The organism is Lacisediminihabitans profunda (assembly GCF_008040105.1).
Classification (GTDB): domain Bacteria; phylum Actinomycetota; class Actinomycetes; order Actinomycetales; family Microbacteriaceae; genus Lacisediminihabitans; species Lacisediminihabitans profunda.
This window is the reverse complement of the sequence record NZ_VRMG01000003.1, coordinates 69,613-91,086: the sequence shown is the minus strand read 5'-3', so window position 1 is coordinate 91,086 and position 21,474 is coordinate 69,613. Positions and strand designations below refer to the sequence as shown.

The following is a 21,474-nucleotide window of genomic DNA, read 5'->3' as shown; positions in this document are numbered from 1 at the left end:
CTGCCCCCGCTACCCGGCGGCGAGCTCCCGAGCCCGCGCCAGGGCCGCGGCCGTCGCGCGGTCGAAGACGGCACGCAGGTCGGCCGCCTCGAGTTCGGCGATCGCGCGCTCGGTGGTCCCCTTGGGGCTCGTGACCCGCCTCCGCAGTTCGGCGGGCTTCTCCCCGGAGGCCGCGAGCAACTCGGCCGCGCCGAGGAAGGTGCCGTTCACCATGGTGGCGGCCTCCGCCTCGGTGAAACCCATCCCCACCGCCGTGGCGGTGAGCTGCTCGATCAAATAGAACACGTACGCCGGACCGGATCCGGAGATGGTGCTGAGCGCATCGATGCGGCTCTCGTCGATTTCGAGCACCTCGCCCACGGTCTCGAAGACGGCTCGGGCGATCGCCAGGTCGTCCGCGGTCGACCGTGAGCCCGCGCTGAGACCGGTCACGCCGCGTCCGACGACGGCCGGGGTGTTGGGCATCGCCCGCAGCACCGCACCCGGCACGATCGCCTCCATCGTGGCCGTCGTCACGCCGGCGGCGACGCTCACCACGATGGCGCCCGGAGCGAGGGCCGGCGCGATCTCGCGCAGGAGGTCGGACACCATCGCCGGCTTCACTCCCACCAGCACGACCCGGGCGTCGCGAACGGCCTCGAGGTTGCCCTCCGGGGCGCGCTCGAGGGCGATGGACGTGACCCCGGGCGTCCGCAGCGCGGCCGCCTTCGCCTCGGTGCGGTTGGTGACGCGGATGCCGCCGGTCACGGTGACGGACGGCGCAAGAAGTCCGGAGAGGATCGCCCCGCCCATCGAGCCGGCTCCGAGAATGGCGATGGTCGGGAGGGTACTCATCCCACCATCCTAGGATTGACCGCATGAGCACACAGGGCAGCAACCGGGCGATCATCGCGGCTTTGCTCGCCAACCTCGCGATCGCCGTGACCAAGTTCGCGGCGTGGGCATTCTCCGGCTCGAGCTCGATGCTCGCCGAGGGAGTGCACTCCCTCGCCGACACCGGCAACCAGATCCTGCTGCTGCGCGGCGGCCGACGATCGATGAAGAAGGCCGACCAGCAGCATCCGTTCGGCTTCGGACGCGAACGCTACGTCTACGCGTTCGTCGTGTCGATCATCCTGTTCAGCGTCGGCGGTGTCTTCTCGCTCTACGAGGGCTTCGACAAGCTGCAGCACCCGCACGCGCTCGAGAACGCCTGGCTGCCGGTGGTGGTGCTCATCGTGGCGATGGTCGCCGAGTCATTCTCCCTGCGCACCGCCGTGCGCGAGTCGAACCACACCCGCGGCACGCAGAGCTGGGTCGCCTTCATCCGCCACTCCAAGGCGCCGGAGCTTCCCGTCGTGCTGCTCGAAGACGTCGCGGCCCTCACCGGGCTCGTGTTCGCCTTCCTCGGCGTGGTGCTCACGATCGTGACGGGTAACGGGCTGTTCGACGCGATCGGCACGCTGGCCATCGGCGTGCTGCTCGTGCTGGTCGCTATCATTCTGGGCATGGAGACCAAGAGCCTGCTCGTGGGCGAGGGTGCGAGCGCCGCCGACGTCGAGCGCATCAGGGACGCCATCAACGCCGACGACGAGGTCGAGTCGCTGATCCACATGAAGACGCTCTACCTCGGCCCGGACGAGATGCTCGTCGCGGCGAAGATCGCGTTCTCCGGCAAGAAGAAGCTCGCGGATGTCGCCACGGCCATCAACGCGCTCGAGGCGAGAGTGCGCGCGGCGGTTCCCATCGCCCGGGTGATCTACATCGAACCGGACGTCTACGTCGCTCCGGGCGCGGGCAACCCCTCAACCGAGGCGATCATCATCAAGGCGGCGGACTAGACGATGGCCCGGGTCGCGCTTGTCATCCGGCACCTGCCGATCGCCCATCTCGGCAACCTCGAACCCGTGCTGCTCGCGAACGACTACGAGGTGCACTACGTCGACGTGACCAGCGAGGAGCTGCCGGCCGAGGCGGCGGAGGCGCCGCTGGTTGTCGTCCTCGGCGGCGACATGGGCGTCTACGAGAAGGATGCCCATCCGTTCATCGCCCGAGAGCTCGCCTTTCTCGAGCGGCGGCTCGGCTCCGAGCGCGCCACCCTGGGCATCTGCCTCGGCGCGCAGATGATGGCGGAGGCCCTGGGCGAGACCGTGCGCAAGGGCAAGACCGTGGAGATCGGATTCCGCGAGGTGCGGCCGACGGATGCCGGTCTCGATTCGCCGTTGCGCCACGTCGCCGGGGTGCCGATGATGCAGTGGCACGGGGACACCTTCGCGCTGCCATCGGGTGCCACCCGGCTGGCCAGCTCGGCCGAGTACAGCAACGAGGCGTGGAGCCTCGGCGACCGCGCGCTGGCCGTGCAGTTCCATCCAGAGCTCACCGGCGCAATGTACGAGGAGTGGATCGTCGACGGGCTCCCGGAGCTCGAACGCCACGGCATCGACCCGGACGACCTCCGGGCCCAGGCCGCCCTGCACGGCGCTGCCATGGAGCAGGCGTCGATCGCGATGTTCGGCGAGTGGCTCGCCCTGCAGCCCTGACCGCGGTCAGAGTTCCGTGCGTGCCGCCCGGAAGAAGTCGGTGAGCAACTCGGCGCAGGCCTCTTCCTCCACACCGCCGTACACCTCGGCGCGATGCGGAAGCCGGCGATCCCGCAGCAGGTCGTAGACCGAACCGGCCGCGCCAGCCTTCTCGTCCCAGGCTCCGAAGACCACGACGGGCACGCGGGCGGCGAGAATCGCCCCGGCGCACATCGGGCAGGGCTCGAGCGTCACGACCAGCGTCGTGCCGGTGAGATGCCAGTCGCCCCTCGCCTCGGCCGCCTGCCGCAGGGCGAGGATCTCGGCGTGGGCCGTCGGATCCTGCCTCAGTTCGCGCTCGTTGCGTCCGGCTCCGATCGGGGTTCCGTCCGCGTCGAGCACGATGGCCGCGACCGGAACGTCGCCGTGCTCGAGGGCGAGCCTCGCGCTCGCCACGGCCTCGAGCATCCGCCGGGTGTACAGCACGGGCACCGCCACCACGAACCTCCCGAACCGTACGCCGACGCCATGGGCCGACAAGCTAGATTGAGCCTATGCGAGTCCACGTTGCCGACCACCCTCTCGTCACCCACAAGCTCACCGTTCTGCGCGACAAGAACACCCCGTCGCCCACGTTCCGGGCACTCGCCGAAGAGCTGATGACCCTGCTCGCGTACGAGGCAACGCGCGGTGTCCGGGTCGAGGCCGTCACCGTCGAGACCCCGGTCGCCACCGCCACCGGGCTCGCGATCAGCCAGCCCCGGCCGCTCGTCGTGCCGATCCTGCGCGCCGGTCTTGGCATGCTCGAGGGCATGGTCAAACTCATCCCTACCGCCGAGGTCGGCTTCCTCGGCATGGTGCGCGACGAGGAGACTCTGCAGCCCACCACCTACGCGGAGCGGTTGCCCGAGGACCTCTCCAACCGCCAGTGCTTCGTGCTCGACCCGATGCTCGCCACCGGCGGGTCCCTCATCGCGGCCATCGACTTCCTCCTCGCCCGCGGGGCGGTGGACGTGACGGCCGTCTGCCTCATCGCGGCGCCGGAAGGCCTCGCCGCGGTGGAGAAGGCGATGGAGGGCCGGGACGTCACGATCGTGCTCGGCGCCGTCGACGAGAGGCTCAACGAGGTGGGATACATCGTGCCTGGGCTCGGGGACGCAGGAGATCGGCTTTACGGCACCGTCTAGGCGCGAAACACGCGCCGGGGCCGGGGCGAGCTTGACTTTCCGGCGGCCCATGCAAGATAGTTGCTATATGACTATGAACGCGCATGACCTGACTGCCCTCGCGGCTCCCAGGGCTGCCGGCATGATGATGCCGGTCGGCGTCGTCATGTGTTGTCGAATGTGTGCTTAAACAGCCACTCCTTGTCGAGTTCGGCCCCGTAGCGGGGCAGGAACTCCCGGATGTCCGCTCCTCATAACGGGCGACGTCCTTACAGCACCACCTGAAGTATCCCGAAGGATCACACCCTCATCATTAGAGGCCCTTCACCACTCCCAAGGAATTCGACCATGTCTCTTGCTACTTTCGATCTCGCGCACCCGCTCACCGCCCCCCAGCCGTCTTCGCGCCGGCTCACCCCGGTGGGCCCCGTCTCCACACCGGCCACGCCGGCCGCCCCGGAGTCTCCGGCCCGCATCCGCGCCGTGCCGAACGGAACCGAGGCCCGCGGCTTCGTGCTTTACGTCGGGGTGGACGAGCTCAAGGCCGCCGAGGCCGGCACCGACCTCGGCCGGATCGTCGAGGCCCTCCGCAAGCTCACCGCGGAGCTCGTGCCGACCTCCGAAACCTACGCAGCGGTCGCCCTCGCCCCCCAGGGCGCCGGGGGCCGGGATGTCGAGGTCGTGCGCCTCGCCCTGCAGGACCCGTCGGCCCTGGCCAAGCACCGCCAGCAGCCGGAGGCGACCGAGAAGGAGCGCGGCGGCGTCGTCATCGACCTCTCCCGCAAGCGCCTCGTGCTCGACGACGAGACCGCCGCCCTCACCTATAAGGAGTTCGAGCTGCTGCAGTATCTCGTGCTGCGCGAGGGCCGCACGATCGAACGCGCCGAGCTCATCGCCTCCCTCTGGTCAGTCGGCGACGACGACGCCCCGAACGAGCGCACGATCGACGTGCACGTGCGTCGACTCCGCTCCAAGCTCGGTGCATACGAGGACATCGTGCGCACGGTGCGCGGGGTCGGCTACCGCTTCGACCGTCACGCCGACGTGTCGATCCGCCACACCTCCACGCCGAGCCCGGACATCTTCTAGGCCCGCCGCACGGCCCACGACACCGCTCAGGCCGACGGCAGCACGACGGCCTTGAGCGACCTCGGGTCGCGCCGGGCGAGCGTCAGGGCGAGCTCGGTCTGGTCGAGGGCGAAGCGGTGCGTGACCACCCGGTCGGTGTCGACGGCTCCCGAGGCGATCAGGGACAGGGCGAGCGGATAGGTGTTCGCATAGCGGAAAATTCCGGAAATGGTGAGCTCCCTGCCCTGCACGAGAGGGACATCGATGCTCACCGTGTCCGCCCCCATCCCCACCAGCACCACGCGGCCGGCAGGCGCGAGGGCGTTCATGCCGCCGCGAAGGGCGGCCGGTGCGCCGGAGCACTCGAGCAGAACATCGAACTCCCCGTCGAGCTCCGCACTCGCGGACAGCGCGCCAAGCCCGAGGTCGCTGGCCACCCCGAGCCGGAACTCGCTGACGTCGGTGACGGTCACGCTCCGGGCGCCGAAGGCGCGGGCGACCTGGGCGGCGAACAGCCCGATGGGACCGGCCCCGGTGACGAGCACCCGGTCGCCCGGGCCCACCCGCGCCTTGCGAGCCGCCCACACCCCCACAGACACCGGTTCGGCCATGGCCGCCTGCTCCACCGTGAGCGGCGCGGGCGCCGGGTGGGCGAAGAATTGGTCGATCACCACGAACCGGCTTATCGATCCGTCGAAGGGAGGCGTCGCGAAGAAGACGACGTTCGGGCACAGGTTGTACCGACCGGCCAGGCACTGCTCGCAGGTGCGGTCGGGCACGCCGGGCTCCATCGCGACCTGCTCGCCGAGGCGGGCCGAATCCACCCCATCCCCCAGCCCCACGATCACGCCGGCCGACTCGTGCCCGATCACCATCGGGGCGTCCACCACGTAGCGGCCGATGCGGCCGTGCTCGAAGTAGTGCACGTCCGAGCCGCAGATTCCCACGGCACCCACCTCCACCAGCACCTGGCCGGCGGCCGGTTCGGGCACCGGGCGGTCCTCGATCCGGAGGTCTTCCTGTGCGTACAGAACCGCGCTCGGGTTGGCCATCATGGGTCCTTTCGTGTGGGGAGTCAGGAGTACGAGCGCACCGTGGCGAGTGCGCCGCGCTCGAACAGGGAGGTGAGCGCGTCGAGGTAGGCGGCGGTGAACCGTTCGTCATCCGCGAGGTCGCCGAACAGCTGACGATTCTGGATGAAGGCGAGCGGGTTCTCACGTTGGGTCCGGGCGATCGCCACGAGTTCGTTGCGCAGCGGGTCGACGACGTCGATGGGTTCGCCCTGCTCGTCGACTCCCTCCGCATAACGCGCCCAGCTGGCGATAATGGCCGCCCCGCAGACGATCTCACCGCCACTCGCCAGCTGGTCGCGAATCACGGGAACGAGCCACTTCGGGATGCGGTCGGACGACTCGGCGCACAGCCGCGCGAGAGTGTCCCGCACCTCCGGATTGGAGAAGCGCTCGATGAGGGAGACCTTGTACGCCTCGAGGTCGATGCCGGGCACCGGCCGCAGGGTCGGGGTCGCCTCGCGGTCCATATACCTGGTGAGGAATGCAGCGATGGCCGGATCGGCGGTCGCCTCGTGGGCGTAGCGATAGCCGCCCAGGAAACCGAAGTAGCACATGCCCTGGTGGCACGAGTTGAGCAGACGCAGCTTCATGTACTCGTACGGCTCGACGTCGTCCACGAGTTGCACGTCGACCCTCTCGTATGGCGGACGGCCGAGGCTGAAGTCGTCCTCGATCACCCACTGGAAGAACGGTTCGCAGACCACCGGCCACGCGTCGTCCAGGCCGATCAGTTCCGCGGTCTCGGCGATATCCTCGGCGGAGGTGACCGGGGTGATCCGGTCGACCATCGCGTTGGGGAAGTGCACGTTCGCCTCGATCCAGGCGCCGAGCTCGGCATCCTTCAGTCGCGCGTAGGCGGTGAACATGCGCTTGGCCATGTCGCCGTTGGACTGGATGTTGTCGCAGGACTGCACGGTGAAGGCCGGCTGGCCGCGGTCCCGGCGGCGACGCAGCGCCTCCGTCACGAAGCCGAACGCGGTCGTCGGCAGGGCGCCGTCGCGCAGGTCCGCCACGATGCCCGGGGTGGTCTGGTCGAACTCGCCGGTCACCCGGTCGAAGTTGTAGCCGCCCTCGGTGATCGTGAGGGAGACGATGCGGATCTCCGAGCTCGCCATCTTCTCGATCACGGCCTCCGGATCGTCGGGGGCGAACAGGTAGTCCACGATGCTGCCGATCACCTGCGGCTCCCGGCGGCCATCCGCGTGCTTCAGCACCACCGTGTAGAGGCAGTCCTGCTCGTCGAACACCTGCTTCATCCGCCGGTCGGGCTCGAGCAGCCCGACCCCGCAGATCGCCCAGTCGAAGGCGAGGCCGGCGTTCATCAGCCGGTCGAGCGCGACGGCCTGGTGGGCGCGATGGAAGCCGCCGACCCCGATGTGCACGATGCCCGCGGTGAGCTGGGACCTGTCGTAGCCGGGGCGGGCGACGGTCGGAGTGAGGCTGGACAGCGTTTCGGCACTGAGTCTGGTCATGGAGGAGCGTGCTTCCTGTTGTGGGCGAATGGTCGACCGGGAGACGGGCTTACTTGACGGCGCCCATGGCGAGGCCGCGCACGAGCTGCTTCTGGGCGACCCAGCCGGCGATGATCACCGGCAGCACCGCGAGTGTCGACGCCGCGGACAGCACGGCGAGGAACTGCCCACGCCCGTCCACGAAGCTCGCGAGGAACGGCGGGGTGGTGCGCGCCTGGAAGGTGGTGAGCAGGGTGGCCAGGAAGTACTCGTTCCACGAGAAGATGAAGCAGATCAGGGCGACGGCGGCGATGCCGGGCAACAGGATCGGCAGCACAACCCGCACGAGCTCCGTACGCAGGTTGGCACCGTCGATCTGGGCAGCCTCCACGATTTCCAGGGGCACCTCGTTGAAGAACGACCTCATCATCCACACCGCGATCGGCAGGTTCATGGCGGCGTAGAGCAGCCCGAGTGCCGTGATGTTGTCGAGCGCTCCGATGGTCTTGAGGATGAAGAACACGGGGAGGATCGACGCCGCGGCCGGCAGGAAGCGAGTGGAGATGAAGAAGAACAGCACATCCTGAACCCTCTTGATCGGCCGGATGCTGAGCGCGTACGCCGCCGGAATGGCCAGCAGCAGCACGAGCAGGGTCGAACCGACGCTCGCGGTGAGCGAGTTGAGCAGGTAGGAACCCATGCCTCGGTTGAACACGATGGCGTACTGGTCGAAGCTCAGCGCGGCGATGAACTTGGGTGGGATGGATGCCGCGTCGCCCTCGGTCTTGAGGCTCGTGAACACCATCCAGGCGATCGGGAAGAAGAATATCGCCACCAGCACCCAGGTGGCCGCGGTGATGAGGGTGGAACGGATCTTGCGCATCAGCGCTCTCCTCCATTGATGAATACCTTGAACAGCGTGCGGAGGGCGATCGTCGCCACCCCGATGGTCACGGCCACGGTCACGACGCCGAACGCGGCGGCCTGTCCGACATCGAGGCCGATGAAGGCCCGCTCGTAGAGCAGGTACGACAACGTCTTCGTGCCGCCGGTGCCCTTCGTCATGATGGCGATGGGGTCGAAGGCCTGAAGGAGCATGATCGAGCCGAGGAGCGTCGCGATCTCGATGTACTGGCGCAGGTGCGGGAGGGTCATCCACTGGAAGGTGCGCCACGGGCCGGCTCCGTCGACCGAGGCGGCCTCGAGCACCTCGCGACTCTGGCTCTGCAGCCCGGCGAGCAGGATGAGCATCATGAACGGGGTGTACTGCCAGGTCAGCATCATGATGATGGTGACCACCGGCAGGTCGGTGTTCCAGGCGATCGCCGAAAGGCCGACCAGGTGCAGCGCCCAGTTGACCATGCCGACGTTGACGTCGAGCAATGACCACTTCCAGATGAGGGCGGCGGCGGCGGGCATCACCAGGAACGGGGTGATCATGAGGGTGCGGGCCAGGCCGCGGCCCACGAACTTGCGGTCGAGCAGCACCGCGAAGAAGAGGCCGAGCAGCAGCGAGAGGATCACGGACGAGCCGGTGATCACCACGGTCGCGAACAGCGACGGAAGGAAGTCGGGACCGGTGAAGACCACGGCGTAGTTCTTGAACCAGGCGAACTTGATCTCGCTCGGCCGCAACTGGTTCCAGTTGAGCAGCGAGAAGTAGATGGTGACCAGGAAGGGCACCTGGGTGAGGATCACGGAGAAGACCAGTGCCGGGAGCACGAGCGCCCGGGAGGCCCTGGCCTTCTTCTTGTGGGCGATCCCGGCCTGGGTGGCCCGGTGCACCTGAGTCGCGGTGGGGACTTCGATTGTCGTTGTCATAGCCATTCCCTCGTCGTTGAGGTGGGGCCCGGGGCCGGCCGGTTCATCCGTCCGGCCCCGGGACTCACGATCGCGGTGCGATTATTTCTGTTTGTCGCCGGCGGCCTGGGCGATGACCTGGCCCTTGTCGAGGGCTTCCTTCACCGTGGTGCGGCCCGCGATCGCGTCGGCGACGAGCTGCGCGACCTGGTTGCCCACGTCCTGGAACTCGGGGATCGTCACGTACTGGATGCCCACCCATGGCTGCGGCTTGAGGCCGGGCTGCTTCGGGTTGACAGAGTTCATCACATCGAGCGTGATCGGCGCGAAGGCCTTGGCGGCCTCCTTGTACTCGGGGATCGAGTAGGTGGAGGTGCGCGCCCCTGGCGGCACCCGAGTCCAGCCGAGGGTCTTCCCCACGAGCTGCTGGTAGTCCTTGCTCGTTGCCCACTTCACGAACTTCTCCGCGGCGTCGGCGTTCTTCGAGGTCTTCGGAACGGCGAGGTTCCACGACCACAGCCATCCGGATTCCTTGGTCTTGTAGACCGGCGCGTGCACGTAGCCCATCTTGCCGGCCACCTTCGAGGTCTTCGGGTCTTCGAGGATGGAGGCCGCCACCGAGGCGTCGTACCACATGGCCACCTTGCCGGCGCTCAACTGGTTGAGGCACTCGGTGAAGCTGTTCGAGACCGGGTCCTTCTCGCCGGCCGTCTTGAGCAGGTCGACATAGAAGTTGACCCCCTCGACGAACGCGGGCGAATTGACCTGTGCCTTCCACTTGGAGTCGTACCAGGCGCCACCGAAGGTCTGCACGACCGTGGTCAACGGCGCGAACAGGTCGCCCCAGCCCGGCTTACCGCGAAGGCAGATGCCCGCGTGGTCTGCCGTGTTGAGGATCTTCGCGTCGGCCGCGACCTCCTGCCAGGTCGGGTGATCCGAGATGGTGAGGCCGGCGTTGGCGAACATCTCCTTGTTGTACATGAGGATGGACGACTCGCCGTAGAACGGCACCGCGTACTGCTTGCCATCCACCGAGAGGGCGTCGCGTACCGGCGGCAGGATGTCGCCCACGTCGTAGGACTTGTCGTTCTTCAGGGTCGAGGTGAGGTCCTTCAACCAGCCCTGGGCGCCCCACTGCGGCACCTCGTATGCACCGACGGTGACCACGTCGTATTGGCCGGCACCCGACGCCACATCGGCGGTGACCGCGGCGCGGAGGTCGCCCTCCTCCATCTGGACGAAGTTGACCTTGATGCCCGGGTTCTCCTTTTCGAAGGTGCCCTTGAGCTGCTCCATGTCCTTCATCTGCGGATTGTTCACCGTGGCGAGGGTGAGCGTGACCGACTGCGATTTCGCGCCGGCCCCCGCGCATCCGCTGAGTGCGAGGGTGGTGACCACCAGGCCCGCCCCCAGGATCAACAGGCGTTTCTTGACAAGCATTGGAACTCCTTTGTCTTCGTTGCTTAAGTGGTGCCCCGTGCGGAGTCGACCCGACGGAAGGGGTGGAGAAACGCGCCGGAGTCCGGCGCGAGCGCAGTGGCCAGCTGCGTGTGCTTGGTGCGGGTTTCGAGCGTTCGTGCTTTGCCCCGCGATTGAAAGCTATTCGCCACGGATCGAGAGAAACAGTCCGTACGCGCTGCGCTTCTGATACTTTCTTTCCAAGCCGGGCCGACTACCGGGGACGATGGCAACAATTGCCATCGCCGCCGCGCACCGTCCTGGCCCCATAAGTGCCGGATTGGCGGGAAACTCCCACCGGTGGCCCGCGGAACCCCGCTCGCCACATCGTTTGGACAGGACACGACGACGTGATAAAACCGTTACCGAACCCGCGCGAGGCGCCGAACCGGGTGACCAGGTGGATCGATCGCCCGGCCGCCCGGGAGGTGATCCCGCTCCTTCCCGGCGAGTCATTCCGCTGGCTCGAACACGACTATCCGAGCGAGATCGCCCGCTGGAACTACCACCCGGAATACGAGATCCACCTCATCAGGAAGGGGACCGGGAGTTACATCATCGGCGACCAGATCGGGGCCTTCGGGCCGGGCCAGGTCGCGATGATCGGATCCGAGCTCCCCCACGACTGGATGAGCGATCTCGAGCCGGACGAGGTGATCATCGGACGGGATGCCGTCGTACAGTTTGACGCCGAATGGCTGGAGCGCTGCATCGGCGTGCTGCCCGAGGTGAGCGCCGTTCGGGAGCTGCTCGAACTCTCACAGATGGGAATCATTTTCGGGGGACAAACGGCGCTCGACGCCGCCGAGCAGATAGAGCTCGTCGGCCGCACCTCGGGCTCCAGGCGGCTGTCCCATCTGTTCGCCCTGCTCGCCGTCCTCACTCACGCCCCGAAGGAGGAGAAGATGCTCGTGACGCGGGCCTGGTTCTCCGCCTCGGAGGGACGGGAAGGCAAGGCGGCGGTCGAGGCGGGCCTTGCGTACATCTTCGCGAACCTGAACGACCGCATCCGGATGTCGGAGGCGGCGCACCTCGCCCACATGTCAGAACCCACGTTCTCCAAGTATTTCAAGCGGGCGAGCGGGCTCACCTTCAGCGATACGGTCAAGAAGCTTCGCATCGCAAACGCCTGCCGGCTGCTCGCGACCTCGGAGTTGCCAGTCTCGACAATCTGCACCGAAGTGGGGTACAGCAACCTCGCCAACTTCAACCGGCAGTTCCTCGCCGAGGTGGGGATGACGCCCCGGGAATACCGCAACCTCGACGACGCGGAACGGCCGAGCGGGATGTCCCCGCGCCTGGGCCTCGGCACCGCCAACCGGCTGGTCGAGCACGCCCATCCCTGACCTCCTCCGCCTCGCCTGCCACCCACCGTCGTCGCACCGGGAGCGACCGCGGCGATTGCGGAGATTGCGCGCGTTGGTGCCCATTCGTCGCGTTGGAGCCCATTTGTCGCGTTGGAGCCCATTCGTCGCGTTGGAGCACGGGCGCCGAGGCCCAAACCTGACAAAGGGGAACAGTCGCGCGCGGAGGGGCCCTGGGCTCGCACAAAGATTCTTAGGAAAATAACGGTTTGATAACTAGCGCTCCGTTATCTCACCGTTATATAGTTCAAGAGCAGAAGTTGTTTGCTGTGGCAGCTTCTGCGGAATGTGATTGCAGGACACTCTTGGTGCAAGGGAGAGGGTCGGTTTCTAGCCTCTGAAACCGACCCTCAATCCTGTTTAAGGCCCCCGGTCCCGCCTAGAGCCCCAGTCCGTCGCCGCCTTTCTGCCTGGCGGCCTCCCCGGTCCGTAGAGTTGTGGTGTGAGCAAGTCGACAAATGCCGTCTCCGCTTGGGAGGCGCTGTTCCGGGCGCAGGTCTCGGTGATGCGCTACCTGCAGTCGGACTTTCCGAACGGCGACCTGTCGCTCAACGAGTACGACGTGCTCTTCAACCTCTCCCGCCAGCCGCAGCGGCAATTGCGCCTCAAGGACCTCAACCGTCACCTGCTGCTCACCCAGCCGAGTGTGAGCCGGCTCGTCGACCGCCTCGCGGCGCGCGGGTACGTGACGAAGCTGCATGATCCGGATGACGCCCGCGGCATCATCGTACGCTTGAGCGACGAGGGCTTCGAGCTGTTCCGCCTCGTCGCGCGCAGCCACATCGAGTCGATCGCCACCCGGGTGGGCGGTGCGCTCTCCGACGAGGAACTCGTGACCCTCCAGACCCTCTGCGACAAGCTGCGCCTCAGCGGAACCTAGGGACCGCGGCGCGGGATCGATGCCCGCCTTACGCTTGTGGCGGCGCCGCCAGCTGCTGTCGTCGGTGGCGGGCTCGCGAGCCGGCGACCACCGCGAACGATCGCGGTGAAGCGAGAAGCGCCAGCATCACCCGCTTCGGATGCCGTCGAAAGATGCTGCGGAAGCCCGCGAACCGTCGCCCGGGCGGTGCCTCGAACAGGGACACCGCGAAGATCAACGAGTCGCTCACATGCGCGATTCCGAGTCGCGCCTGGCAGTACACCACGCTCGGCAGAGTGATCTCCCCGACGCGAACGCCGATCGCCATCAGAAACGGCCGCAACGGCTCGATCCCCTCCACCTCCGAGACGAGCCGCACGAATGCCTCCTGCTCCCGGGGCGTCAGGCTCGTGCGGAACATCGACACGAAGTAGTCGATGTTCGACACGGAACGCTCGTTACGGGCGAGTGAGCCGAGCTGGTCGTGACCGGCGACGAGGACGGTGCTCACCCGATCCAGGGACGACACCGCGGTGCGCCCGAGGGTCAGTGTCGCTCGACGCGACCACAGTCGTTCGAAGACCTCGGCCGGCGGCGCATAGAACCCGGGAAAGATGTCGTAGATGTCGAGCGGACAGACCAGTCGTGGGTGCACGACCCGGGTGAAGACGGGAGGCAACAGTCCGCCGGTGTTCGACTGCGTCACTCGCGACCACCCCTCGCCCTCGAGCGCCAGAACGAGCTGGAGCTGGTGCATGGGGTCCACGATCACTGTCGCTGTGGGCGACACTCGGGGCGAGATCAGTCCGAGCTGGGCGAAGATCGGTCCGCCGGCGGCCAGGCAACGGATGTTGTGCTCTCGCGAGATCAGCTCGATGAGCGCGGCGACGCGCACCTTGTCGGCGCGGAGCCTCGCCTGGTCGGACACGCTCGACGGCCCTGCCGGTTCCCGCACTGCCGAAATTGTCATCGATTCGCCCCTCCCCGCCCCCACCGTAGTCCAGTGGAGGCTCCTCGGCGGAGACGCCGTACTGTGGAGGACGTGACCGGCACGTCAGAGCACCCCACCATCGTCTGGTTGCGGGACGACCTGAGGGTGGCCGACAACCCGGCGCTCCGGGCCGCGGTTGATCGGGGCCGTCCCGTGGCGCTGCTCTACCTTCTCGATGAGGTGAGCCCCGGCATCCGTCCCCTCGGTGCTGCCAGCCGATGGTGGTTGCACCACAGCCTCGCCGCCCTCGGCGCCGATATCGCGGAGCGGGGCGGCACCCTCCTCCTTCGCCGCGGTGCGGCCGAGACCGAACTGCCGCGGCTCGTCGACGAACTCGGGGCCGGGGCGGTGCTCTGGAACCGCCGCTATGGCGGACCACAACGACGGGTGGATGCCGCCCTCGAGTCGACGCTGCGCGAGGCAGGCCTCGAGGTACAGAGCTTCCAGGCGAATCTGCTCGTCGAGCCGTGGACCGTCACCACGGGCGAGGGCAATCCGTTCCGGGTGTTCACCCCGTTCTGGCGGGCCTGCCTCGCGAAGGGTGCGCCCCGCGATCCGGTCGAAGCACCGGCTTCGATCCCCGGGGTCGGGGGCGTGGCCGGCGACGATCTGGAGGACTGGGCCCTCCTGCCCTCCCACCCGGACTGGGCCGGCGGGCTGCGAGAGGCGTGGGCGCCCGGGGAGGCCGGCGCGCACTATCGCCTGGACTCCTTCGTCACCGACGGGCTCGACGACTATGCGAAGGGCCGGGACGAGCCGGGAACGGACTCCACCTCGCGCCTCTCACCGCACCTGCGATTCGGGGAGATCAGCCCGTTCCAGGTCTGGCAGCGCACCCAGCGCGGCGACCTGAGCGCCGACGCCGAGGGCAACGTCGGCAAGTTCCTCAGCGAGCTGGGCTGGCGCGAGTTCAACTGGAACATCCTCTTCCACTTTCCCGACCTGCACGAGCGCAACTTCCGCAGCGAGTTCGATGCCTTCCCGTGGGAGACGCCGGCTCCGCCCGTGCTCCAGGCCTGGCGGCAGGGCCGCACCGGGGTGCCGCTGGTCGACGCGGGAATGCGGGAACTCTGGCAGACGGGCTACATGCACAACCGGGCACGCATGGTGGTGGCATCCTTCCTGGTGAAGAATCTGCTGGTGGACTGGCGGGTGGGCGAGAAGTGGTTTTGGGACACCCTCGTCGACGCCGACGAGGCGAGCAACCCCGGCAACTGGCAGTGGGTGGCCGGCTCGGGTGCGGATGCCGCCCCCTACTTTCGCGTCTTCAACCCGGTGCTGCAGGCCGCCAGATTCGATCCCCGCGGCGACTACCAGCGGCGCTACCTTCCCGAACTCGGCACCGACGCGTATCCCGATCCGATCGTCGACGTGAAGGCCTCCCGGGCCGAGGCGCTCGAGGCCTACGACTTCGTCAGGCGGGGCGACCGCCGATAGTCGCGACCGCTCGCGCACCGGCGAGCACACCGGCGCGGGCCGCGCCGGCGGCGTCCCCCGTGCGAACCCACTGGTCGAGGAAGCCGGCCGCGAACGCATCTCCGGCCCCCGTCGGGTCCACTATCTCGGTGTCGATCGCGTCGATCCTGATGGGTTCGGTGACCATGTTCTCGCCGGGGTTCTGCGCGACCAGCACCCCGTCGGTGCCGAGGGTGAGAACCACGACCGCGAAGTCCTCGGCGAGCCGGGCGACGATCTCCTCCGGGGTGGCCAGCCCGGTCAGGGCGCGGCCCTCGTCGAGGCTCGGGAAGAGCACGTCCGCCCCGGCGACGGCGGAGAGAAACCGCTGGGCGCCGAAGTCGGCAAGGAATCCGGCCGAACCGGGGTCCACGGAAACGAGGACCCCGCGAGCCTTCGCCCGCGCGATGAGGGACCGCAGCGCGGTGTCGTCCGGTCTACCGAACAGGCTGTAACCGGTGAAGTGAACTATCGCCGCGGCGTCGAGCAGGTCGTCGGCGACGGCATCCGGCGTCATCGCGGCGTTCGCCCCGGTCTCGGTGAGCATGGTGCGCTGCTCCCCGTCGACGATCACCACTATCGACCCGGTCGGCAGGTCGGGGTGGCCGGTGAGGTGCGGGGTGACGCCCGAGCGGGCGAGCAACTCCCGGTGGCGCTCGAGGTCGTCGACGCCGACCATCCCGACGAAGTCCACGGCGGCGCCGAGCCTTCCCAGCCAGGCCGCGGTGTTGGCTGCCGACCCGCCGGCGCGACGGCGGATCGAGGAGGCGGTGTCGGTGTCCGCACGGATGGGGCCGCGCGGCACGACCACGACGTCGTCGATCACGTCGCCGAACACGACGATCCGCCGTCGCTCAGGCACGGGCGCCCAGTGCCCATTCGATCGCGATCTCCGCGGCGAGCCGCACGTTGTTGCGCGCCAGATCGAGGTTGACCTCGAGGCTCCGACCCTCCGAGGCGGTGACGATGAAGCCGAGCAGGAACGGCGTCACCGCCTTGCCGTGGATGCCCGCGGCGTCCGCGGCGGCGAGGGCCTCGGAGAGCACCCGGTCGTGCTCGGTCGGATCCCACTGCTGCTCACGCGGGATGGGGTTGGCCACGACGATCCCCTGGCCGTGGCCGAGCGCGTCCTGGCTGCGCATGATCGCCGCGACCTGGGCGGCGGAGTCCACCGACCAGTCGAGCTCGTGGGCGGATTCGGTGAGCCAGAAGCTCGGGAAGACGGTGGTGCGGAAGCCCACGACCGGCACGCTGAGCGTCTCGAGCCGCTCGAGCGTCGCCGCGATGTCGAGCACCGACTTGACGCCGGCGCTCACCACCGTGACGGGGGTCACCGCGAGCGTCGACAGGTCGGCGGACTCATCGAAGGTGTGGCTGGCTCCCCGGTGCACACCGCCGAGACCGCCGGTGGCGAACACCCGCACGCCGGCGAGGGAGGCGAGGTGGGCGGTGGCCGCGACCGTGGTGGCCCCGGACGCTCCGGTCGCGGCGAGCACGGGCAGGTCGCGCACGCTGGCCTTCGCCAGGTCCTCCTCGGCGATGCGGCGGACGCCGTCCGCATCCAGCCCGATGCGCGGCACGCCGTCGAGCACCGCAATCGTCGCCGGCGTCACGCCGGCGTCACGCAGAATCCGTTCGAACTCCTTCGCCGCCTCGTGGTTGCGGGGACGCGGCAGCCCGTGCGAAATGATCGTGGACTCGAGGGCCACGACGGGGGAGCCGGCGGCGAGCGCCGCGGAGACCTCGGTCGAGACGATGAAGGGCGTGGTCATAGGCACCACACTATCGGCGGGGTGCTGCACGGATAGTGCCGGTGAACCGGATGCCCCCGGCCGTCGTTTAACAGTCAATCGGGAGCGCGTGCCTCACCGCCCGGGTTGGGAGTCGAAGGATATGAAGACCTACAGGACTGCGATCATTGCGGCAGCGGCGGCGATCCTGCTGTTGGTGGCCGGATGCTCGTCCGGCGGCAGCACGAGCCCGTCGTCGGGCACCAGCCAGCCGCCCGCCGCGAGCGCTTCGGCGTCGGCGTCCACGTCGGCCGACGCCATCCTCATCAAGGACTTCACCTTCATGGCGCCGGCCTCGGTGGCGCCGGGCGCGACCGTGACGGTGACGAACACGGACAGCCAGGCGCACACGGTCACCTCGGACGACGGCGCGTCATTCGACGTGACTATCCAGGGCGGTGCGACGGCGACGTTCACCGCGCCGTCGACCCCGGGCAGCTTCGCCTTCCATTGCACGTTCCACCGAAACATGCACGCCACTCTGGTCGTGAAGTGAGCGGGCGCGGCGCGGGATCGCGGGTCGCGGATGGCGTGCTCCGCCTGCTGGTCGCCGCCGCACTAGTCACCGACGCGGCGGTGCACATCCTGCTGGCGCCGGGTTACCAGCTCGCGAATCCGGGCGGGATCGGGCAGGGGAACCTGTTCTATCTGGAGTCGGCCGCCGCCGTGCTGGTCGCCCTGTACGTGCTGATCCGGGGCAGCCGCCCGGCCTACTTCCTCGCCCTGGTCGTCACGGCCAGCGCCCTCGCCGCCGTGCTGATCTCGAGCCTGGTTCGACTGCCGGCGATCGGCCCGATCCCCTCGATGTACGAGCCGATCTGGTTCTTCGAGAAGACTCTCACGACCGTCGTCGAGGGGGTGGGGGCCGTTCTCGCTCTCGTCGGGCTGATCGTCGGCCGGCCGGGCGCTCGCCGAACGAGCCAGGACCCCGGTCAGGTGGCGCGCAGAGTCTCCGCGTGATCCGGAACGTGCCGGTGCAGCTCACGGGGCGGACGCTCGTAGTCGTCGGCGCGTGGTCGAGGCGGGATCTCCACGCTCTCCGGCTCCAGCGACTCGTACGGCACCTGGCCGAGGAGATGGTTGATGGCGTTGAGCCGCGCCGATCGCTTGTCGTCGCTCTCGATCGTCCACCACGGTGCCTCCGGGATGTCGGTGTACGCGAACATCTCGTCCTTCGCCCGGGAGTAGTCCTCCCACCGGCTGATCGACAGCAGGTCTGTTTCGGAGAGCTTCCAACGCCGCATCGGGTCGTTGAGCCGCGACTTGAATCTCGCCTCCTGCTCTGCGTCTGAGACCGAGAACCAGTACTTGATCAGGATGATCCCGTCGGCGACGATCATTCGTTCGAAGTCCGGCGCCTGCTGGAGGAAGAGCTCGTACTGCTGCGGAGTGCAGTAGCCCATGACGTGCTCGACACCCGCTCGGTTGTACCAGGACCGGTCGTAGAGCACGATCTCACCGGCCGTCGGAAGCCGCTCGATGTAGCGCTGGAAGTACCACTGTCCGCGTTCCCGCTCACTCGGCATGGGGAGCGCCACGACCCGGGCAGTCCGCGGGTTGAGGTACTGCATGATGCGCTTGATGGCGCCGCCCTTGCCCGCGGCGTCGCGGCCCTCGAACACCACGACCACGCGCGCGCCCGTGGCGTTGACCCACTGCTGCATGCTCACGAGCTCGATCTGCAGTCGCTCGAGCTCGGCCTCGTAGGCCTGCCTCGCCACTCGCCGAGCCGAGGGCTTCTTCTTCGTCTTCTTTGACCCGGCCATGTTTGCCACAGTACGCGGGATGGGCGACTCCCTCAACGATCCGAGTCGGGCGGTGGGCATGATTCGTCGCTGCGCAGCCCGTCGACCCGTGGCACCCGACCGAGGGGCGCTTCTTCGGGGGCATAGGCGGTGGAGGCCCTCCGCCGTAGATTTGATGCCACGACACAGCGGGGCGTGACCGAATGGACAGCAGGAATGGTGGGGACGACGGTTCGTCCTGGCGCACGATGGTCGTTCGCGTGTGGTCGGAACCTCACAGCGACCATGGCTTCCGGGCGAGGGTGACGATGGAAGAGCTGCCCAACATCGAGCCCTCGGTCGTCTTCGCCACGGACCCCGAACAGGTTCTGAATGCCGTCCGTGACTGGCTTTCCCACCCCGCGGAACCGGCCACGGCCAAGCCGGAGCGCGCGCGCGACTAGTTTCACCATTGACAAACTGAGGCGATCTAGCCATAGTGTTGCCGTGCGCAGAACAGTCTGCCAACCCGACAGCGCCGACTCTGTGCCCCGTCCGTCATTCGCGGTAGCGAAGGAGACTGGCTGTGATAGCACGTGCTGCACCGAGTTGGGAGCTCACCCTACTCAACTGCTGGCAGTTGAGTCTCGACGGCGAGGCCGCCAGCGTGAGCAGCCGGCAACAACGCCTCATCACCGCGCTCGCACTGGCCGGCACCCGCTCCAGAACCTACTTCGCCAACCTCCTCTGGCCGGATTGCTCCGAGTCGCAGGCGGCCGGTAGCCTCCGGGCCAGCCTGCACGCGATCACCCACCAGCAGCCCGGGCTCCTCCACCCCTCATCCAACCCGCTGGCCCTGGATCCGTCCGTCGTCGTCGATGTGAACCGGGTGCGCCGGACCATCGCCGAGATCGACAGGCTCCACTCCGTTGGCGTCGATGCCATCCACGATCTCCGGGGTGCCGACCTCCTGCCGGACTGGTACGAGGACTGGGTGCTGTTCGAACGAGAGCGGCTGGACTCCCAGCGGCTCCTCGCGCTCGAGACCCTCGCGGAGCACTACCTCGCCATCGCAGACATCGGCCGGGCGCTGGATGCGGCGAGCGCAGCCGTCGAGATCGAACCGCTCCGCGAGAGTTCCCACCTGCTCCTGGCGCGCTGCCACCTGGCCCTGGGCAACAGCGCCGCCGCCATGCGCCTCTACCATTCGCTCGAGGAGCGACTCCTCGAGGAGATGAGCATCGCGCCATCCCCGCGGTTCGCGGAGCTCCTCGACGGCGTCCTCACCAGTCGGCACGCCCGGCGCTGAGGCGCCCCCGCGCATCAGTCCCATCGCACGATCCAGGCACGACCGAACAGGAATTGAGGCACAGGAATGCTTCCCAGGAAACTGATCACCACCGCCGGCATGGTTTCTCTCCTGACCGGCGCGCTTCTGGTGGGGATGATCGCGGGCCCCACCGCCGCCGAGGGCTCGGGTCACACCGATGTCGACCGCCTCGTGGGGGTTGGCCGCTTCGACACCGCGTCGTCCGCGATTCCCACCGCGGCCCAGCCGACGGCGGCCGATCGGGTCGATGCCACGGCGCACGCCGGCCGGAACGCGCCGAAATCGGTGGCATCGGCGGTCGCGACGAGCAATTGCGACGGCTGCCAGGGCACAGCCACCACCTTCCAGGTCGTCTACTTCGACGGTTCGGGTCCGGCTCTCGCCGACAACACGGCCACCGCCTGGTCGAGTTGCGCCAGCTGCGGTGCCTCGTCGGTGTCGGTGCAGCTCGTTGTGGTTCGCCGAGCCCAGCCCATCACCGTGAACAACCGTGCCCTCGCCCTCAACGTGGCCTGCACCGGGTGTTCCACGTCGGCGGCGGCCATCCAGTTCGTGATCGCGGGGGGCACCCGCCGAGAGCTCTCCGCCCAGGCTCACGCGCTGATCGACCAGATCCAGACCGAACTGGCCGCCAGTCTCGCCCCCGCTCCGCAGTCGAATTCGCGACGCCTGGCCGCACCACAACTTGAGAGTCTCGCCACCCAGGCCGCCGACCGACTTCAGAAGATCATCGTGTCTGGCACCGGCGCCGCGAGCGTCCAGCGAAGCATCGACCTCAAACTCGGCGGGTAACGGAGAGGTAACGGCGCGATAACGCGGCCGTACCTTCGGCGGGAGTTCACTGGCCTCACCCGATTCGAATTGGAATCGCCCGAGCCCGCAAAGGGGGTGATTGAAATGGAAAAACTCACGATCAGGGAACTCGAAGGCCAGTCGGTGGAGTTGCTGCCGACGAGAGAAACGCTCTTCTGGAACTCCAACCTCAACTGGGCAGCCGTCTACGCTTCGAACTCCTCGATGGCGATCAACGCGGCGACATTGTGGTCCCAGGCCAACAGCGCGGCAATGCAGGCCATTAGCGTCTCGCAACACTGATTCTGAGTCGCGCCTGGCGTCGCCCGCGCGGCGCCGGGCACGACGGAAGGGTGAAAGTCATGAAGGCAACAACCGCCCTCAGCCCCGACGTTCTCGATCTCGAGACCGCGGAACTATTGCCTGCTCGCGAGACGCTGTTCCTTGATTTCAACATCAACGTCTCCCCCGTCATCGCAGTGAACCTCGCCCTGGCGATCAACGCCGCGACGATGGCCTCGACTGCGAGCGCGAACGCGTTGCAGCACCTCGCGTTGGTCCATCCGTAGCCTCACCGGTTCGTCTACTCGGCGGGCACGTTCTACCGGGCGTGCCCGTCGTTGACGCACGAACGCACAGACACGAATGCATAGAC

The 21,474-nt window shown here is 67.9% G+C and carries 25 protein-coding genes; 14 read left to right on the top strand and 11 right to left on the bottom strand.

Annotation, left to right across the window (positions count from 1 at the left end):
• Positions 1-9: 9 nt before the first annotated feature.
• Positions 10-834, bottom strand: coding sequence for a pyrroline-5-carboxylate reductase (gene proC, locus FVP33_RS01660; RefSeq protein ID WP_147781898.1), 825 nt, complete (start codon positions 832-834; stop codon positions 10-12).
• A 23-nt stretch (positions 835-857) separates the two neighbouring features.
• Between proC and FVP33_RS01655 the strand changes: the two genes are divergently transcribed.
• Together FVP33_RS01655 and FVP33_RS01650 are read left to right on the top strand one after the other, a co-directional pair.
• A complete protein-coding gene (locus tag FVP33_RS01655; protein ID WP_147781897.1) occupies positions 858-1,820 on the top strand; it encodes a cation diffusion facilitator family transporter in 963 nt (320 codons plus the stop codon).
• Between the two features lie 3 nt (positions 1,821-1,823).
• Positions 1,824-2,519, top strand: coding sequence for a glutamine amidotransferase (locus FVP33_RS01650; RefSeq protein ID WP_147781896.1), 696 nt, complete (start codon positions 1,824-1,826; stop codon positions 2,517-2,519).
• Between the two features lie 6 nt (positions 2,520-2,525).
• Here FVP33_RS01650 and FVP33_RS01645 read toward each other — a convergent pair whose 3' ends face one another.
• Positions 2,526-2,966: a nucleoside deaminase gene (locus tag FVP33_RS01645; protein WP_147782065.1), complete on the bottom strand. Its 441-nt coding sequence runs from the start codon at positions 2,964-2,966 to the stop codon at positions 2,526-2,528.
• A gap of 86 nt (positions 2,967-3,052) precedes the next feature.
• Between FVP33_RS01645 and upp the strand changes: the two genes are divergently transcribed.
• Both upp and FVP33_RS01635 read left to right on the top strand, forming a co-directional pair.
• On the top strand, positions 3,053-3,685 hold the full coding sequence (gene upp / locus FVP33_RS01640) for a uracil phosphoribosyltransferase (RefSeq protein WP_147781895.1): 633 nt from the start codon (positions 3,053-3,055) through the stop codon (positions 3,683-3,685).
• A gap of 327 nt (positions 3,686-4,012) precedes the next feature.
• Positions 4,013-4,753: a winged helix-turn-helix domain-containing protein gene (locus FVP33_RS01635; protein WP_147781894.1), complete on the top strand. Its 741-nt coding sequence runs from the start codon at positions 4,013-4,015 to the stop codon at positions 4,751-4,753.
• Between the two features lie 26 nt (positions 4,754-4,779).
• Here the strand turns inward: FVP33_RS01635 and FVP33_RS01630 are convergent, their stop codons facing one another.
• From FVP33_RS01630 to FVP33_RS01610, 5 genes are all read right to left on the bottom strand, one after another.
• The gene (locus FVP33_RS01630; RefSeq protein WP_147781893.1) at positions 4,780-5,784 is read right to left on the bottom strand and encodes an NAD(P)-dependent alcohol dehydrogenase; all 1,005 of its coding nucleotides are present in this window, start codon (positions 5,782-5,784) and stop codon (positions 4,780-4,782) included.
• Positions 5,785-5,807: 23 nt separating this feature from the next.
• Positions 5,808-7,277 carry a mannitol dehydrogenase family protein gene (locus FVP33_RS01625; RefSeq protein ID WP_147781892.1) on the bottom strand — a complete coding sequence of 490 codons (1,470 nt, stop codon included), beginning with the start codon at positions 7,275-7,277 and terminating at the stop codon, positions 5,808-5,810.
• A gap of 49 nt (positions 7,278-7,326) precedes the next feature.
• Positions 7,327-8,139 (bottom strand): carbohydrate ABC transporter permease, encoded by an 813-nt coding sequence (locus FVP33_RS01620; RefSeq protein ID WP_147781891.1) that lies wholly within the window; start codon positions 8,137-8,139, stop codon positions 7,327-7,329.
• Positions 8,139-9,077 (bottom strand): carbohydrate ABC transporter permease, encoded by a 939-nt coding sequence (locus FVP33_RS01615; RefSeq protein WP_147781890.1) that lies wholly within the window; start codon positions 9,075-9,077, stop codon positions 8,139-8,141. Before FVP33_RS01615 ends, FVP33_RS01620 begins: the two co-directional genes overlap by 1 nt.
• An 81-nt stretch (positions 9,078-9,158) precedes the next feature.
• Positions 9,159-10,496, bottom strand: a complete 1,338-nt coding sequence (locus FVP33_RS01610; protein ID WP_147781889.1) for an ABC transporter substrate-binding protein — start codon at positions 10,494-10,496, stop codon at positions 9,159-9,161.
• Positions 10,497-10,906: 410 nt separating this feature from the next.
• On the opposite strand from FVP33_RS01610, the gene FVP33_RS01605 reads away from it, so the two are divergent.
• Together FVP33_RS01605 and FVP33_RS01600 are read left to right on the top strand one after the other, a co-directional pair.
• A complete protein-coding gene (locus tag FVP33_RS01605; protein ID WP_147781888.1) occupies positions 10,907-11,860 on the top strand; it encodes an AraC family transcriptional regulator in 954 nt (317 codons plus the stop codon).
• Between the two features lie 460 nt (positions 11,861-12,320).
• On the top strand, positions 12,321-12,758 hold the full coding sequence (locus FVP33_RS01600) for a MarR family winged helix-turn-helix transcriptional regulator (protein WP_246142122.1): 438 nt from the start codon (positions 12,321-12,323) through the stop codon (positions 12,756-12,758).
• Positions 12,759-12,786: 28 nt separating this feature from the next.
• Here the strand turns inward: FVP33_RS01600 and FVP33_RS01595 are convergent, their stop codons facing one another.
• On the bottom strand, positions 12,787-13,707 hold the full coding sequence (locus FVP33_RS01595) for a hypothetical protein (protein ID WP_147781887.1): 921 nt from the start codon (positions 13,705-13,707) through the stop codon (positions 12,787-12,789).
• A gap of 72 nt (positions 13,708-13,779) precedes the next feature.
• On the opposite strand from FVP33_RS01595, the gene FVP33_RS01590 reads away from it, so the two are divergent.
• Positions 13,780-15,165 carry a cryptochrome/photolyase family protein gene (locus FVP33_RS01590; protein ID WP_147781886.1) on the top strand — a complete coding sequence of 462 codons (1,386 nt, stop codon included), beginning with the start codon at positions 13,780-13,782 and terminating at the stop codon, positions 15,163-15,165.
• On the opposite strand, the gene FVP33_RS01585 is transcribed toward FVP33_RS01590, so the two are convergent.
• Together FVP33_RS01585 and FVP33_RS01580 are read right to left on the bottom strand one after the other, a co-directional pair.
• On the bottom strand, positions 15,143-16,045 hold the full coding sequence (locus tag FVP33_RS01585; RefSeq protein ID WP_187270538.1) for a carbohydrate kinase family protein: 903 nt from the start codon (positions 16,043-16,045) through the stop codon (positions 15,143-15,145). The two genes, FVP33_RS01590 and FVP33_RS01585, sit on opposite strands and share 23 nt — an antisense overlap.
• A complete protein-coding gene (locus FVP33_RS01580; RefSeq protein WP_147781884.1) occupies positions 16,038-16,955 on the bottom strand; it encodes a pseudouridine-5'-phosphate glycosidase in 918 nt (305 codons plus the stop codon). Before FVP33_RS01580 ends, FVP33_RS01585 begins: the two co-directional genes overlap by 8 nt.
• Here FVP33_RS01580 and FVP33_RS20200 point away from each other — a divergent pair.
• Together FVP33_RS20200 and FVP33_RS01570 are read left to right on the top strand one after the other, a co-directional pair.
• Positions 16,870-17,469: a cupredoxin domain-containing protein gene (locus FVP33_RS20200; RefSeq protein ID WP_425460922.1), complete on the top strand. Its 600-nt coding sequence runs from the start codon at positions 16,870-16,872 to the stop codon at positions 17,467-17,469. The genes FVP33_RS01580 and FVP33_RS20200 overlap by 86 nt on opposite strands.
• Complete coding sequence (locus FVP33_RS01570) at positions 17,466-17,933, top strand: hypothetical protein (protein ID WP_147781882.1); 468 nt, start codon at positions 17,466-17,468, stop codon at positions 17,931-17,933. The genes FVP33_RS20200 and FVP33_RS01570 overlap by 4 nt, the downstream gene beginning before the upstream one ends.
• Here the strand turns inward: FVP33_RS01570 and ppk2 are convergent.
• The gene (gene ppk2 / locus FVP33_RS01565; protein WP_147781881.1) at positions 17,906-18,739 is read right to left on the bottom strand and encodes a polyphosphate kinase 2; all 834 of its coding nucleotides are present in this window, start codon (positions 18,737-18,739) and stop codon (positions 17,906-17,908) included. The genes FVP33_RS01570 and ppk2 overlap by 28 nt on opposite strands.
• Positions 18,740-18,921: 182 nt before the next feature.
• On the opposite strand from ppk2, the gene FVP33_RS01560 reads away from it, so the two are divergent.
• From FVP33_RS01560 to FVP33_RS01540, 5 genes are all read left to right on the top strand, one after another.
• Entirely contained in the window at positions 18,922-19,161 is a 240-nt protein-coding gene (locus FVP33_RS01560; protein WP_147781880.1) for a hypothetical protein, read from the top strand.
• A gap of 122 nt (positions 19,162-19,283) precedes the next feature.
• The gene (locus FVP33_RS01555) at positions 19,284-20,006 is read left to right on the top strand and encodes an AfsR/SARP family transcriptional regulator (protein ID WP_187270537.1); all 723 of its coding nucleotides are present in this window, start codon (positions 19,284-19,286) and stop codon (positions 20,004-20,006) included.
• A gap of 66 nt (positions 20,007-20,072) precedes the next feature.
• The gene (locus FVP33_RS01550) at positions 20,073-20,819 is read left to right on the top strand and encodes a hypothetical protein (RefSeq protein ID WP_147781878.1); all 747 of its coding nucleotides are present in this window, start codon (positions 20,073-20,075) and stop codon (positions 20,817-20,819) included.
• A gap of 105 nt (positions 20,820-20,924) precedes the next feature.
• Positions 20,925-21,122 carry a hypothetical protein gene (locus FVP33_RS01545; RefSeq protein ID WP_147781877.1) on the top strand — a complete coding sequence of 66 codons (198 nt, stop codon included), beginning with the start codon at positions 20,925-20,927 and terminating at the stop codon, positions 21,120-21,122.
• A 59-nt stretch (positions 21,123-21,181) separates the two neighbouring features.
• Positions 21,182-21,388 carry a hypothetical protein gene (locus tag FVP33_RS01540; protein WP_147781876.1) on the top strand — a complete coding sequence of 69 codons (207 nt, stop codon included), beginning with the start codon at positions 21,182-21,184 and terminating at the stop codon, positions 21,386-21,388.
• The last annotated feature ends 86 nt before the right edge of the window (positions 21,389-21,474 follow it).

Excerpts from the sequence above, each read along its gene's own strand:
- proC (WP_147781898.1), bottom strand. The coding sequence starts at position 834 with ATGAGTACCCTCCCGACCATCGCCATTCTCGGAGCCGGCTCGATGGGC.
- FVP33_RS01655 (WP_147781897.1), top strand. The coding sequence starts at position 858 with ATGAGCACACAGGGCAGCAACCGGGCGATCATCGCGGCTTTGCTCGCC.
- FVP33_RS01650 (WP_147781896.1), top strand. The coding sequence starts at position 1,824 with ATGGCCCGGGTCGCGCTTGTCATCCGGCACCTGCCGATCGCCCATCTC.
- FVP33_RS01645 (WP_147782065.1), bottom strand. The coding sequence starts at position 2,966 with ATGCTCGAGGCCGTGGCGAGCGCGAGGCTCGCCCTCGAGCACGGCGAC.
- upp (WP_147781895.1), top strand. The coding sequence starts at position 3,053 with ATGCGAGTCCACGTTGCCGACCACCCTCTCGTCACCCACAAGCTCACC.
- FVP33_RS01635 (WP_147781894.1), top strand. The coding sequence starts at position 4,013 with ATGTCTCTTGCTACTTTCGATCTCGCGCACCCGCTCACCGCCCCCCAG.
- FVP33_RS01630 (WP_147781893.1), bottom strand. The coding sequence starts at position 5,784 with ATGGCCAACCCGAGCGCGGTTCTGTACGCACAGGAAGACCTCCGGATC.
- FVP33_RS01625 (WP_147781892.1), bottom strand. The coding sequence starts at position 7,277 with ATGACCAGACTCAGTGCCGAAACGCTGTCCAGCCTCACTCCGACCGTC.
- FVP33_RS01620 (WP_147781891.1), bottom strand. The coding sequence starts at position 8,139 with ATGCGCAAGATCCGTTCCACCCTCATCACCGCGGCCACCTGGGTGCTG.
- FVP33_RS01615 (WP_147781890.1), bottom strand. The coding sequence starts at position 9,077 with ATGACAACGACAATCGAAGTCCCCACCGCGACTCAGGTGCACCGGGCC.
- FVP33_RS01610 (WP_147781889.1), bottom strand. The coding sequence starts at position 10,496 with ATGCTTGTCAAGAAACGCCTGTTGATCCTGGGGGCGGGCCTGGTGGTC.
- FVP33_RS01595 (WP_147781887.1), bottom strand. The coding sequence starts at position 13,707 with ATGACAATTTCGGCAGTGCGGGAACCGGCAGGGCCGTCGAGCGTGTCC.
- FVP33_RS20200 (WP_425460922.1), top strand. The coding sequence starts at position 16,870 with ATGATCGTGGACTCGAGGGCCACGACGGGGGAGCCGGCGGCGAGCGCC.
- FVP33_RS01580 (WP_147781884.1), bottom strand. The coding sequence starts at position 16,955 with ATGACCACGCCCTTCATCGTCTCGACCGAGGTCTCCGCGGCGCTCGCC.
- ppk2 (WP_147781881.1), bottom strand. The coding sequence starts at position 18,739 with ATGGCCGGGTCAAAGAAGACGAAGAAGAAGCCCTCGGCTCGGCGAGTG.
- FVP33_RS01560 (WP_147781880.1), top strand. The coding sequence starts at position 18,922 with ATGGACAGCAGGAATGGTGGGGACGACGGTTCGTCCTGGCGCACGATG.
- FVP33_RS01550 (WP_147781878.1), top strand. The coding sequence starts at position 20,073 with ATGCTTCCCAGGAAACTGATCACCACCGCCGGCATGGTTTCTCTCCTG.
- FVP33_RS01545 (WP_147781877.1), top strand. The coding sequence starts at position 20,925 with ATGGAAAAACTCACGATCAGGGAACTCGAAGGCCAGTCGGTGGAGTTG.
- FVP33_RS01540 (WP_147781876.1), top strand. The coding sequence starts at position 21,182 with ATGAAGGCAACAACCGCCCTCAGCCCCGACGTTCTCGATCTCGAGACC.